The following is a 12,993-nucleotide window of genomic DNA, read 5'->3' as shown; positions in this document are numbered from 1 at the left end:
CGAGGGTGACGGTCCAGCCTCCCGACGGATATTGGCTCGACAGCCCCGTCACCCGACCGCATCCTCACCTCATGCCCACACCGACCCAGCCGCCGCACATCGACGACGACAAGTTCCTCGCCCACGTCACTGACCGCCTGGCCGCCCTCCCCACCGTCCGGGCCGTCGCCCTCGGTGGCTCCCGCGCGCAAGGCACCCATGGTCCCGACAGTGACTGGGACCTGGCGATCTACTACCGGGGCGCCTTCGACCCCGACGACCTGCGGGCCGTCGGCTGGCAGGGTGAAGTCTCGGAGATCGGCGGCTGGGGCGGGGGCGTGTTCAACGGCGGTGCCTGGCTGACCGTCGAAGACCGTCGTGTCGACGTCCACTACCGGGATCTCGACGTGGTGGAACGGGAGTTGGCGAGGGCGGAGCAGGGGCGGTTCCATGTGGAGCCGCTCCTCTTCCATCTCGCCGGAATCCCCAGCTACCTCCTCGTCGCCGAGCTCGCCGTCAACCGTGTCCTGCGCGGCGACCTGCCCCGACCCGCCGCCTACCCGGCGAAACTCCGCACCTCCGCTTCCGCCCACTGGCACGGCACCGCCCACGCCACCCTCGCCTACGCCAAGGCCAACCACGCACCCGCCGGTCGTCTCACGGAGGTCGTGGGAGCGCTGGCGACCGCCGCCCTGCAGACCGGTCACGCGGTGCTGGCGGCGCGTGGGGAGTGGGTGACGAACGAGAAGCGGCTGCTGGAGCGGGCCGGGTTGAGAGGGATCGACGAGATCGTGCGAGGCGGGGTGAACGAGCCGGAAGGGCTGGTGCACATGCTCGGGCGGGCGGAGACGGTCTTGGACGCGGCGGTCATCCGGGCCGAGGAGGTCCTGGACGCCGAGCTCCCCCGGGCGCGGGAATCCGGTGTCGAATAACCCTTCGAAAAGCCCCCGTCGTCACTGCTACCGTCACCGACGTGGCGAAACTCAATCAGATCATCGCAGTGGAGAAGGGCATCAAGTCCAAGTCCCATCAGGACCTGACAGCCGCTCATCACGGGCTGCAGAAGCCCGCATTGCTGGCCGGCATCTCGCGGACCTATCAGCCGAAGGACGAGGAGGGCGAGCAGCTGCCGCCCGAGTCGACGCGGGTGCAGGTGCAGGCCGAGGACGTGTTGCGGGAGACCGCGGGGACGCTCACCCGGCTGTTCGACGTGACCGCCACCAAGGACTGGGCGAACTGCACGGCCCGGGCGGATGTGAAGGTGGACGGGCGGGTCCTCGTCGCCGACGTGCCCGTGTCGTATCTGCTCTTCCTCGAGAAGCAGCTCACCGATCTCAACACCTTTGTGCGCAAGCTGCCCGTTCTCGACGCCTCCGAGTCGTGGGTCCAGGACCCGTCGACGGACGCGTGGAAGACCGAGCCCGTCAGGACGCTGCGGACCAAGAAGGTGCCGCGCAACCACGTCAAGGCCGAGGCCACCGAGAAGCATCCCGCCCAGGTCGAGGTGTACTACGAGGACATTCCCGTCGGGTACTGGACGACCGTGAAGTTCTCCGGCGCCCTGCCCGCGCGACGCGTGAACGAACTGCTCGACCGGGTCGAGAAGTTGCAGCAGGCCGTCAAGTTCGCCCGGGAAGAGGCGAACGGCGTGGACGTCGTCGACCAGCGCGTCGGGGACTCCGTGTTCGGCTACCTGTTCGGGTAGCCTCTGAATCTCCCCGGCCACAACGCACCACGGCCGGGGTGCGCGAGGAGCGCAAGCTGAACCTGAAGCTTGTCGTGAATGCGCGGTTCCAGTGGAGGTTCGAATCCTCCCCGCGGCACCACACGGCACTCCACGGAGTGCCCACACGCCGCGGTAGCCCAACTCGGCAGAGGCAGACCGTGATCAATCTCAGACTCTTGCTCCAGACTCAGCATTCGCCGCCGATCGCCGGATCGACCGGGCCCAGGCCCCGGGACGCCGAAATGCTGGTTCAAGTCCAGTCCGCGCAGCTCGATGCGTGGTGGTCCAAAGGCAGGACGCGGCGACATAACGACTGACCTGGGTTCTCAAGCGTGCCGGCGTGTGACATGGGTGGCATCACAAGGGTCCGGGGGCCGGCTACGCCCTCGGACCCGCTCCATTTCATCCCCGGCTTCATCCCGGGCTTCGTCCCCGGTTTCGTTCCCGGCTTAATGCCCGGCCGACCGGCAGTTGCGTTCATAAAGAACGCGGCATCCCCGCGATGCGTCACCTCCCGGAAATACATACGTTCCATTTCCTCCAGCAACGCGATCTACCGTAGGCAGTACACCGCCCGGCCGACGTCGCCCGAAGGCGCCCCCGCCCTCGCCCGACAGGAGTCCCGTGTCCCGCCTCAGCGCCGCCGTACCGCCCTGGCTCGCCCACGCCCTGCGCGCACAGCGCGGCCCCGTGCCCTGGAGCGCGGTCGTGCGGGGCGCCCTGGCCGCCGGACCGCTGCTGCTCGTGGCGGTGCTGAGCGGGCGTACGTCCGTCGGTGTCGTCGCCGCCCTCGGGGCCATGCTCGCCGGGATCAACGACCGGCCGGGCAGCCGTAGGGCCGCGGTCAGGCGGCTCGGCGTACCGGCGCTCGCGGGAGCCGGTGGGCTGCTCGTGGGGTCGTACGCGGGACAGCACGTCGGCGCGGTGACGCTCACCCTTCTCCTCACCGTGCTCGGGCTGCTCGCTGGAGCGGTCAGCGCCGTCGGGCCCGTCGCGAGCGGAGCGGGTACACAACTGCTCGTCGCCGCCGCCATCGGGGCCGGGATGCCGCTGCCCGAGCCCGGCTGGCAGCGTGCGCTCTTCTTCGTCGGCGGGGCCGGATGGCTGCTCGTGCTGCGGCTCGCGCTGCCCACACCCGGGGCCACCGCGGGCGACTATCGCTTCGACGGGGAGCGGGACGCCGTCGGGGGTGTGTACGACGCCGTCGCCGCGCTGCTCGAAGCGGTCGGGGGGCCGGACGCGCCCGGTCGCCGGGTCGCCCTCACCGCCGCGCTCGACCACGCCCAGGACGCGCTCGGCGGGCCCCGGCTGCGGCCGTACGCCAGTTCCGCGGCCGAGCGGCGGCTGCACGCGCAGTACGCCGCCGCGCTCCCGCTCGCCGAGGCCGCCACCGCGCTCGCCTGGGCGGGCGAGGCGGTGCCCGCACGGGCCGTCGAAGGGCCGCGACGACTCGCCGTCGCCGTACGGACCAGCACGCACACCGGGCCGCTGCCCGCGCCCAGCCGCTCCGCGCCCGCCCTGCGCGCCCTCGACGACGCACTCCTGCACGCGGCCGACACCTTCGACAGGGGTGGCGACGACACCGCGCTGCACTCGCGGCGCCGTACTGCCACGTCCCTCGCCCGCACGGTCCTGGGTTCCGCAGGACGCGAGTACGGGCTCCGGGTCGCCCTCTGCTTCGGCGCCAGTGTGGCCGTGGCACAGGCCCTGCACCACGCCCGCTGGTACGGCAGCCACTCCCACTGGTACTGGCTCCCCGCGACCGCCGTCTTCCTGGTCAAGCCCGACCTCGGACCGCTCGCCTCACGCGTGATCTGCCGGGCGGCGGGGACCGTGCTCGGCGCCGTCCTCTTCGCCGGGTTCGCGGCGCTCCTCCCGCGCCCCGCCGGGCTGGTCGCCCTGGTGGCGCTGTGCGGCGCCCTGATCCCCGTCGCCACCCGGCACTTCGCGGCGCAGACCGCCGTCGTCACCGTGCTCGTGCTCTCCCTCGTCATGGTGGGCGGGGAGCCGGGGGCCTCCTGGAGCCGGATCGGTGAAACGCTGCTGGCCTGCGCGATCGTGCTGCTCGTCGGGCATCTGCCGGCGCTCGGGCAGCGCGGGGGAGGGGTACGGGCCCGTCTCACCCACGCCGCCGAGGCCGCGCACGTCTACCTCGCCCACGTGCTGGACGACGGCACGACCGACGACCGGGCCGGCCGCTGGACCCTGCGCCGTGAGGCCTACCGCGCGCTCGCCGAGGCCCGCGCCTCGATCGACCTCGCCGCCGCCGAACTCCCCGCGCTGGCCCGGCACGCCGAGGGAACGGACGAGGTCGCGGCCACCCTCGAACGCCTCGTCGACACCACGACCGCGTGCGCCGTGCAGCTCGACGACACCGGACGGCTCACCCCCCAGCACACTGAACGCATCACCGCACTCCTCGACGAACTGGCCGAGGGGCGGGAACGCGCGGGGCTGGTGGTGAAGGAGGGGCAGGCGCTCCCCGTTCCGCTCGCGGGCTGAGCACCGGGAGCCCGACCCGTCGTACGGTGACGCCATCACGCCGTCCGTCCCGGCCCCCTCCGCCACCACCCCCTCCGCGAGCGGCCCCGCCGACCTCCTCATCACCGGATGCACCGCGCTCGTGCACGACGAGCACCGTGCTCGTCGACCGGGGCCACGGGAGGCGGATTCAGGAGTACGACACCTGATCCACGCTGCCTAGGCTGGAGGACATGGACCCCGCAGAAGGCCTCATCGACCACCCGTACGCGGTCTACGACCGCCTGCGCGACATCGCGCCCGTGCACCGCGTCGCCGGTACCGACGGCAACCCCGCCTGGCTCGTCACCCGCTACGAGGACGTCCGCGAGGCGCTCGCGAACCCGCTGCTGTCGATGGACAAGAAGCACGCGCTGCCCGGCAGTTACCAGGGGCTGTCGCTGCCGCCCGCCCTCGACGCCAACCTCCTGAACATGGAGGCGCCCGACCACACCCGCATCCGGCGCCTGGTGGTCCGCGCCTTCACATCACGCCGCATCGAGCAACTGCGCACTCCCGTACGGGAAACCGCCGACCGGCTCCTCGACGTGCTCGGTCCGCACGGCAGCGCCGACCTGATGACCGCGTACGCCGCGCCCCTGCCCATCACCGTCATCTGCGACCTGCTGGGCATTCCGGGGGAGTACCGCCGGGACTTCCGGGCCTGGACCGACGTGCTCGTCGCGCCGGACCCGACGCGCCCCGGGGCCGCCAAGGAGGCGGTCGCGGCCATGCTCGGGTTCCTCACCCAACTCCTCGCGGACAAACGGAAGAAGCCGGCGGACGACCTGCTCTGCGACCTGATCGCGGTGCGCGACGAGGGCGACCGGCTCACCGAGGACGAGCTGATGTCGCTCGCCTTCCTCATCCTCTTCGCGGGCTACGAGAACACCGTGCAGCTCATCGGCAACGCCATCCTGGGACTGCTCACCCACCCCGACCAGCTGGCCGCCCTGCGCGCGAACCCGGAGCGATTTCCGAACGCGGTCGAGGAGTTCGCGCGCCACGAAGGGCCCGCGCTGCTCGCCATCCGGCGCTTCCCGGTGGAGGACGTGACGATCGGCGCGGTCACCGTCCCCGCGGGCGAGACCGTCCTGCTGTCCCTGGCCGCGGCCAACCGGGACCCGGCCCGCTTCCCGGACCCCGAGCGCCTCGACCTCGGCCGGGACGCCTCCGGCCATCTCGCCCTCGGCCGGGGTATCCACTATTGCGTGGGCGCGCCGCTGGCCCGCCTGGAGACGGAGATCGCCGTCTCCGCACTCCTGGAACGCCTTCCGGACCTCGCGCTCGACGCCGACCCCGCCGAGCTGCGGTGGCGGCCCTCCCTGCGCGCCCGCGGCCTGCTCGCGCTCCCGGTGACGTACTGAATCCAGAAATACTCCGCTCCGCCGATGAGTTCCGCTCCCGCGCCCGGTCACCACTGCGAAGGCACCGTTTCGTAGGAGGGGCACATGACGCTTCCGCAGATCGTCTCGAGCGAGGAGTGGCGCGCCGCGCGCGCGGAACTACTGGTCAAGGAGAAGGCGGCGACCCGCGCGCGGGACGCGCTCAACGCGGAGCGGCGCGGCCTGCCGATGGTCGAGATCGACAAGGAGTACGTGTTCGAGGGCGGTGACGGCAAGGCGGCCCTGCTCGACCTCTTCGAGGGGCGCCACCAACTCGTCGTCTACCACTTCATGTTCGCGCCGGAGTGGGACGAGGGCTGCCGCAGCTGCTCGGCCTTCCTCGACCAGATCGGCCACCTCGCCCATCTGCGTGCCCGGGACACGGAGTTCGCCGCCGTGTCCCGGGCGCCGTACACGAAGATCCTGCCCTTCAAGGCCCGTATGGGCTGGACGGTGCCCTGGTACTCGTCGTACGACAGCGACTTCAACGACGACTTCAAGGTGTCCGTCGAGGTCGACGACGAGCCCTACGAGCGGCCGGGCGTGAGCTGCTTCCTGCGGGACCGCGACCGGGTCTTCCACACCTACTCGACGTACGAGCGCGGCCTCGACGGGCTCGGCTCGACGACGACCCTGCTGGATCTCACGGCACTCGGCAGGCAGGAGGAGTGGGAGGTGCCCCGGGGACGCGCCTCGGCACTGGGGGCGCCGGCGGGCAGCGAGCGGATCCGGTACCACGATGAGTACGAGGAATGACAGGAAAGTACGAGAAAGGAAAACTCACGAAATGAAACGCCCACAGGCCGAGAGTTCCCTCACAGCAGAGTAGTGAACGAGTGTTGACTATGTCTCAGTACCGTCACTGACCGAGCCCTTCACCCCGCCTTTGGCGTTTAACTCTATGAGTACGCGTCATGAGTACGGCGCTACATGGAGGTGCAGGGTGAACGGGCGAATGGTGCTGGAGCGCTTTCCCGCCGGAGGGCCGCGCGGTTCGTGGCCCGCCGAGGAGTTCGCGCAGGCGTGCCGCCTGCAGGGGCAGGCCGCCGAGGTCGTCATGGACCTCGCCTCGGACGCGTTCCTGGTGATCGTGCGTGCCGGGGAACTCGTCGAGTGAGGCCGGCCGAGGTCAGCCCACCTTTGGAGCGGGCACTTTCGGAGCAGGCACTTTCGTGGGCGCATCGGTAGGAATCTTCGTCGGCACCTTCGTCGTGAACTGCTCGGCCTGCAAGGAGTACAGCTCGGCGTAGACACCGCCCTTCGCCAGCAGTTCGTCCGGACTGCCGGACTCCACCAGGCGGCCCTGTTCGAGGACATGCACCAGATCGGCGTGGCGGACCGAGGCCAGCCGGTGGGTGATGAGGACGACCGTCTGGCCACTGCCCGCCAGGGCCCTGATCTTGTCGAAGACCTCCAGCTCGGCCCGGGCGTCGAGCGCCGCGGTCGGCTCGTCCACGATCAGGATGCGACCACGGCGGTACGCGGCCCGTGCGATGCCCAGCCGCTGCCACTGCCCGCCCGACAGCTCGTGCCCACCGCTGAACCCGCGGGCGAGCAGCGTGTCCAGGCCGCGAGGCAGGTCGGCGACCACGTCCTCGGCCCCGGCCTCCGCCACCGACGAGGTGACACGCTCGTCCGTCAGCGGCGCCGAGGCGCGGCCGACCGCCACGTTGACGCGGGCCGTGAACGGCCAGCGTTTGAAGTCCTGCGCCACCATCGCGATACGTTCGGCGAGTTGCTGCCGGTCCGCCGTCGCCGCGTCGACGCCGTCCCACAGGATCCGGCCCCGCTCGGGCGCGTACAGGCCCGCGAGCAGCTTCACCAGGGTCGTCTTGCCCGAGCCGTTCTCACCGACGAGCGCCACGATCTTGCCGAGCGGCAGACGCAGGGTGACGTCCGCGAGCGCCGGTCGGGTCGAGGCGCCCGGATAGGTGAACGTGACGTTCTCGAAGCGGATCTCGCTCGGATCGTCGGGGAGCGGCTCGCCGCCCACCGGGATCGCGCGCTCGGCCGCCTCCACGTACAGGCGCTGCAGATCGCCCACGAACAGGGCTTCCTCATGGAGGGAGTTGACCTCCAGGACGAGCGTGTCGAGGCTCGCGGAGCCGGTACGGATCGCGATCACGGCCGTACCGGCGACGGAGAGTGCCATCGCACCGGCGAGCAGCAGTCCGCCGAGCGTCGCGTACGTCGCCACGGTGGCGATGCCCGTCCAGCCCGCCGCGACCAGGCCGGTGCGGGCGGACAGGCGGGCCAGGCGGGCCTGTTCCGCCTCGGCGGTCTCCGACATCGAGCGGAAGTGACGCAGCAGGAACGGGCCGACGCCGTGCACGCGGATCTCCGGGGCCGCGGCGGGCTCGGTGAGCAGACTGCTGATCAGGTGCCCGGCACGGGCGTGCTGCACCCAGGTGTGGAAGGACTCGTAGCGGCGCCGGGCGATCGTCAGGGAACTCCAGGCACTCGGCAGGGTCATCGTCACGAGCAGCGGCAGCAGGGCCGGATGCAGCACGGTCAGCACGCCCGCGGCCGCGATGAGCGAGATCATCGCGTTCACCACGCGGGTGGCGATCGCGATCATGCGGCGGGCCGAGGAGGCACCGTACTGCGCGGTGTCCAGCAGCTTGTGGAAGGCGTCGTCCTCGATCGCGGACAGTTCGACGGCCGCGGCCCGCTCCAGGTACAGCTCGGTGGCGACGCGTTCCACCTTGGGTTCCAGGCGCCCGGTGGCATACGTCGAGGCCGCCCGCAGCAGCGCGCCGAGCAGCATGACGGCGGCGACCGTGACCAGCGCCGGGACCGCGCCGTGCAGCCGGTCCCCGACGGAGCCGCTCGTCATCAGCCGGCCCAGCACGATGTTGACGGCCAGCAGACTCACCGCCTGCGCCGCGCCCCGGGCCAGTTCGGCGGACACCACGATCCGGGCGGCGCGGCGGTCCGCGGTCCAGGCGAGCCGGAAACTCGACGCGAGCAGGGACGGCAGCCGCGTCACCATCGCGCGGAAGTTCAACTCGAGGAACGCGTCGGAGTGTTGCGACCAGCCCATGTCGTAGCGCAAGGGGCCGCCGAAGAGCAGGTGTTCGGAGGCGGACGGCGCCGGTTTGTCGTCGTCGCGTTTCTTCTTGCGCGCTTTCCCTGTGGATATCCCCACCATCGGCCTCCCCGGGAACGGATGAACGGTGCCCTCCCCAGGAACAAGGCACTCCACTCGTGGTGATGGCGGAGTACGGGTGGCGACCGGCGCACTTCGGACACACCCGCCAGCCCCCTTACGGGAGGATCACGCGCTGATCGGACGCGACCAGACGGGTGTCGTACCGGTGACGCGGCACAGGGCCAGATAGAGGGGGATCGGCGGGGTGTACGGAAGGGTGCCGGCCGGCTTGTGGATGAGGCCGGGGGCGTGCGGGGTGTCCGGTACGACCGCCCCGGCGGCGTAGTGGGCGGGCGCGGGCCAGTCCAGGGCCACATCGGACTCGGAGGGCACGAGCCACCACCAGTGCGCCCCGTCGGCGTACACACAGCCCACCCGGGGCAGCCGGGTCATCAGCAGGGGCCCGAACCGGGCGGGCACCGCGACCGCGTCGCAGCCCAGCGGTACCGTCATGCCCTCGGGCACGGGGAGACGTCGCAGCGTCCTGGACACCGTCTGCTCGCGCTTCAGGCGGACCAGCGTGTCCAGGCTCAGGACCTGAGCACCGGGTCCTGTCGCCGACGTACTCGTCACAGCCTGCCCCGATCCCGGCTTCGCTCGATCGGGGGGATCCCCATGGTCCGCTTGCCCCAGGAGGATTCCCTCCGCCAGGACGCCTCGGACCGCCAGGAGGCTTCCGTTCCCCAGGACCCTTCCGTCCCGGTGCCCCGGCCGTCGGCCGGTGGCTTCCTCGCGCCCCATCCGAGGTCGGAGCGGGCCGCCCCGGCACCCGTGGCGTCGGCCGCCGGGGAACGCGGGAGATCCGCCCAGACCAGCAGCCCCGGCGCGGTGTCCTGGGCGCCCCAGGACCGGCACACGGCCGCGACGAGCAGCAGCCCCCTGCCGTGTTCCTCCTCGGGACGCTGCGGCGAGGGGTGCGGCTCGTCAGGAGCGCATCCCTCGTCACGTACGGCTATCCGCACCAGGTCGTCCCTGTCGTGCAGTTCGCACACCACCCGCGCGCTCGCGCTGTGCACGATGGCGTTGGTGACCAGCTCGGAGACGACCAGGACCGCCGTGTCACAGGTGTCGTCGGACACGGCCCAGCCGGAGAGCCGGGCGCGCGTCAGGTGCCGGGCGTGAGCCACGGAACCCGGGTGTGCGGCCAGCTCGAAGCGGAACCGGCGCGCGGCGGCGGCGTCGGGGCGCACCCCTGCGGTGGCACGCAGACCGGAGCGGTCCTCGGCGGCGTCTGTTCCTAAGGGCGCGGACGGAATCACGCTTGCCACTATCTCCCCGCCGTGAACACTTGGCAAGTGTCACTCTGAAAATTGCAGAGTGCCGTGTGACTCTGAGAAGGGCCGTGGCACACTGCTGGCAACAGCACGCCGAGCGGCGCCAGTTGGGATCGTCGAAGAAGTCGAAGAAGACGAAGCGGACCCCGAACGGCGCCGTCCGGTCTGTCAGGACGCAGTACCTGTTCAGCAGCGTTCAGAGCGGCGCCCGACCGTTCACCACGGCATCCGACCGTCGGAACGGCGTCTGTTCGGGACTCAGTGGAGGTGGGACGTGAGTGAACCGCGGTCCGCGCCGACGGTCGGCCAGGTCGTCCTCGGCCGGCGCCTGCTGGACCTGCGAGAACGCGCGGGCCTCAAGCGTGAGGAGGCGGCGCGCATCCTGCGGGTCGCGCCCGCCACGGTCCGCCGGATGGAGATGGCCGAAGTCGCCCTCAAAATCCCGTACCTCCAGCTCCTGCTGAAGTCGTACGGGGTGTCGGACGAGGAGGCCGAGGCCTTCGTCCAACTGGCCGAGGAGGCCAACCGGCCCGGCTGGTGGCAGCGCTTCCACGACATCCTGCCGGGCTGGTTCTCGATGTACGTCAGCCTGGAGGGTGCGGCCACCCTCATCCGTTCGTACGAACCCCACTTCGTGCCCGGAATCCTGCAGACCGAGGAGTACGCCCGAGGGGTCATGAAGTCGGGCGCCATCGGCCAGACCAGACCCGAGGACATCGAGCGCCATGTGGCGCTGCGCATGCAACGCCAGAATCTGCTCACTCGTGACGGCGCACCCCGGATCTGGGCCGTGATGGACGAGACGGCCCTGCGCCGCCCCGTCGGCGGTCCCGAGGTGATGCGCGCCCAGATCGACAAGCTGATCGAGGCCACGAAGCTGCCCAACGTGACGCTCCAGGTCGTCCCGTTCGACACGGGGCCGCACCCCGGCACGTACGGGCCCTTCGTGCTCTTTCGCTTTGCCATGCCGGAACTCCCGGACATGGTCTACAGCGAGTACCTGACCGGCGCCGTCTATCTGGACGAGCGTTCCGAGGTGGCGACCCATCTCGAGGTCATGGACCGCATGGCGGCTCAGGCCGCCACGGCACATCGCACGAAGGAGATCCTCCGGGATTTCCGCAAGGAGTGGTGAATGGACAACATCAAACAGCGGATGCGCAATGAGCGGATCTGCAACGAGCGGATCTACAACGGGATGCCCGCCCGTGAACTGGGCAGCGAGGGCTGGCACAAGCCGTGGAGCGGCGGCAACGGCGGCAACTGTCTGGAGGCGATGAAGCTCGCGGACGGGCGTATCGCCGTCCGACAGTCGGCGGACCCGGACGGGCCCGCGCTGATCTACACACCCGGCGAGATGACCGCGTTCATCCAAGGTGCCAAGGAGGGGGTGGCGGACTTCCTTCTTTCCTGAACTCTCTTGAAATTGGTGCTGAATAAATTGGTGCTGAATTGATTACTTGCAGCGGTAGAAGACCGTAGGACCACGACAACAAACGCATTACCTGGCGGGGCGTCGGCCAAGAGGTGTTCAAGGACCCGGCGGCAGCGCCCCGCACAACGCCTCCAACGCCGCCCCGTACGCGTGTTCCGAGGGCGTCGCGTAACCCACCACCAGCCCGTCCGGCGCGGACATCGTCGCCTCCGGATGCCGGAACCCGGCGAGCCCGTCGAGCGCGACACCCTGCCAGGTCGCGGCCTTGACGGCCGACGGCTCGGTCCCGGGCGGCAGCCGCAGCACCGCGTGCAGCCCGGCCGCGATCCCCGTCACCTCGATGTGCGGCGCCCGCTCCGCGAGGGCCGCGACGAGCCGGTCACGCCGACCGCGGTACCGCTGCCGCATCCGGCGGACATGACGGTCGTACGACCCGGAGGCGAGGAAGTCCGCGAGCGTCAGCTGCTCCAGGACGCTCGCCCACGCCTCCCGTTCGCCCTTGACGGCGAGCACGGCGTCGACGTACCGGCGCGGAAGGACCATCCAGCCGAGCCGCAGCGCGGGCGACAGACTCTTGCTCACCGAGCCGATGTGGACGACCCGTTCGGGGTCCAGTCCCTGCACGGCGCCGACCGGCTTGCGGTCGTAGCGGAACTCGCCGTCGTAGTCGTCCTCCAGAATCACGCCGCCACGCGCGCGTGCCCAGTCGACGACGGCGGCCCGCCGCTCCGGGTGCAGCGGGCCACCGGTCGGGAACTGGTGCGCGGGCGTGAGCAGGACCGCCCGCTCCCGGCTCAACTCGCCCACCTGGGCGCCGTCCTCGTCCAGCGGCAGTGGCACGGTCCGAACCGACGCGGCGGCCAGCAGCTCGCGGTGGAAGCCGAGTCCGTACGACTCGACCGCCAGCGGCCCGCGCAACACGCCCGGGAAGAGCAGCCGCAGGGCGTGCGCGAAGCCCGAGCAGATCACGATCCGCCCCGGCTCGGTGCGCACGCCACGCGCGCGTGCCAGGTACTCGGCGAGGGCCTCGCGCAGTTCCACGCGGCCCTCGGGATCGCCGGGCCCGAAGGCCGCGTTGGGCGCCTGCTGGAGCGCCCGCCGGTACGAGGCGAGCCAGGCGGCACGCGGGAACGACGAGGCGTCAGGCGTCCCCTGCCGCAGATCGTGTCGGGGTCCACGCGCGCGTGGTGGTGCCTTTTTCGGTACCCGCTCCGGAGCCCCCAGCTGTTCGGCGCGCTCGGCGACGCGGGTGCCCGACCCCTGCCGGGCGGTCAGCCAGCCCTCGGCGACGAGTTCGGCGTACGCGTCGGCGACCGTGTTGCGGGCCACGCCCAGGTCGGCGGCGAGCGAGCGGTACGGCGGCAGCCGGGTGCCCGGGGCGAGCCTGCCCTCGCGTACGGCCTCGCGCAGCGCCCGGATCAGCGCGGCCCGCCGTCCGCCCGGCCCGGACAGCTCCAGATGCAGGTCGGCGCCGATCCGCTCCGCAGAATTGACCCATGATTCCGCCATGGAAATGCACCCTA

At 71.1% G+C, this 12,993-nt stretch carries 12 protein-coding genes; 8 read left to right on the top strand and 4 right to left on the bottom strand.

Annotated elements, in window-relative coordinates:
• Positions 1–71: 71 nt before the first annotated feature.
• From OG798_RS16825 to OG798_RS16800, 6 genes are all read left to right on the top strand, one after another.
• The gene (locus tag OG798_RS16825) at positions 72–911 is read left to right on the top strand and encodes a nucleotidyltransferase domain-containing protein (RefSeq protein ID WP_097226237.1); all 840 of its coding nucleotides are present in this window, start codon (positions 72–74) and stop codon (positions 909–911) included.
• A gap of 41 nt (positions 912–952) precedes the next feature.
• Positions 953–1,684: a DUF7873 family protein gene (locus tag OG798_RS16820; protein WP_054235966.1), complete on the top strand. Its 732-nt coding sequence runs from the start codon at positions 953–955 to the stop codon at positions 1,682–1,684.
• A 645-nt stretch (positions 1,685–2,329) separates the two neighbouring features.
• Positions 2,330–4,207, top strand: a complete 1,878-nt coding sequence (locus OG798_RS16815; RefSeq protein WP_097226238.1) for an FUSC family protein — start codon at positions 2,330–2,332, stop codon at positions 4,205–4,207.
• A 212-nt stretch (positions 4,208–4,419) separates the two neighbouring features.
• On the top strand, positions 4,420–5,592 hold the full coding sequence (locus OG798_RS16810; protein ID WP_328757271.1) for a cytochrome P450 family protein: 1,173 nt from the start codon (positions 4,420–4,422) through the stop codon (positions 5,590–5,592).
• An 84-nt stretch (positions 5,593–5,676) separates the two neighbouring features.
• Positions 5,677–6,366, top strand: coding sequence for a DUF899 domain-containing protein (locus OG798_RS16805; protein ID WP_328757270.1), 690 nt, complete (start codon positions 5,677–5,679; stop codon positions 6,364–6,366).
• Positions 6,367–6,553: 187 nt separating this feature from the next.
• Entirely contained in the window at positions 6,554–6,727 is a 174-nt protein-coding gene (locus OG798_RS16800) for a hypothetical protein (RefSeq protein ID WP_095855250.1), read from the top strand.
• Positions 6,728–6,739: 12 nt separating this feature from the next.
• On the opposite strand, the gene OG798_RS16795 is transcribed toward OG798_RS16800, so the two are convergent.
• From OG798_RS16795 to OG798_RS16785, 3 genes are all read right to left on the bottom strand, one after another.
• Positions 6,740–8,761, bottom strand: a complete 2,022-nt coding sequence (locus tag OG798_RS16795; RefSeq protein ID WP_095855251.1) for an ABC transporter ATP-binding protein — start codon at positions 8,759–8,761, stop codon at positions 6,740–6,742.
• Between the two features lie 126 nt (positions 8,762–8,887).
• A complete protein-coding gene (locus OG798_RS16790; protein WP_095855252.1) occupies positions 8,888–9,334 on the bottom strand; it encodes a hypothetical protein in 447 nt (148 codons plus the stop codon).
• Positions 9,331–10,029, bottom strand: a complete 699-nt coding sequence (locus OG798_RS16785) for an ATP-binding protein (RefSeq protein ID WP_267061480.1) — start codon at positions 10,027–10,029, stop codon at positions 9,331–9,333. Before OG798_RS16785 ends, OG798_RS16790 begins: the two co-directional genes overlap by 4 nt.
• Before the next feature lie 280 nt (positions 10,030–10,309).
• On the opposite strand from OG798_RS16785, the gene OG798_RS16780 reads away from it, so the two are divergent.
• Both OG798_RS16780 and OG798_RS16775 read left to right on the top strand, forming a co-directional pair.
• Positions 10,310–11,170, top strand: coding sequence for a helix-turn-helix domain-containing protein (locus OG798_RS16780; protein ID WP_095855254.1), 861 nt, complete (start codon positions 10,310–10,312; stop codon positions 11,168–11,170).
• Positions 11,171–11,449 carry a DUF397 domain-containing protein gene (locus tag OG798_RS16775; RefSeq protein ID WP_179436613.1) on the top strand — a complete coding sequence of 93 codons (279 nt, stop codon included), beginning with the start codon at positions 11,171–11,173 and terminating at the stop codon, positions 11,447–11,449.
• Between the two features lie 117 nt (positions 11,450–11,566).
• Here OG798_RS16775 and pdxR read toward each other — a convergent pair whose 3' ends face one another.
• Positions 11,567–12,979, bottom strand: a complete 1,413-nt coding sequence (gene pdxR / locus OG798_RS16770; RefSeq protein WP_328757269.1) for a MocR-like pyridoxine biosynthesis transcription factor PdxR — start codon at positions 12,977–12,979, stop codon at positions 11,567–11,569.
• Between the last annotated feature and the right edge of the window lie 14 nt (positions 12,980–12,993).

Origin of the sequence: Streptomyces sp. NBC_00271, assembly GCF_036178845.1 — a bacterium.
Taxonomy (GTDB): domain Bacteria; phylum Actinomycetota; class Actinomycetes; order Streptomycetales; family Streptomycetaceae; genus Streptomyces.
This window is presented reverse-complemented; position numbering and strand designations above follow the sequence as displayed.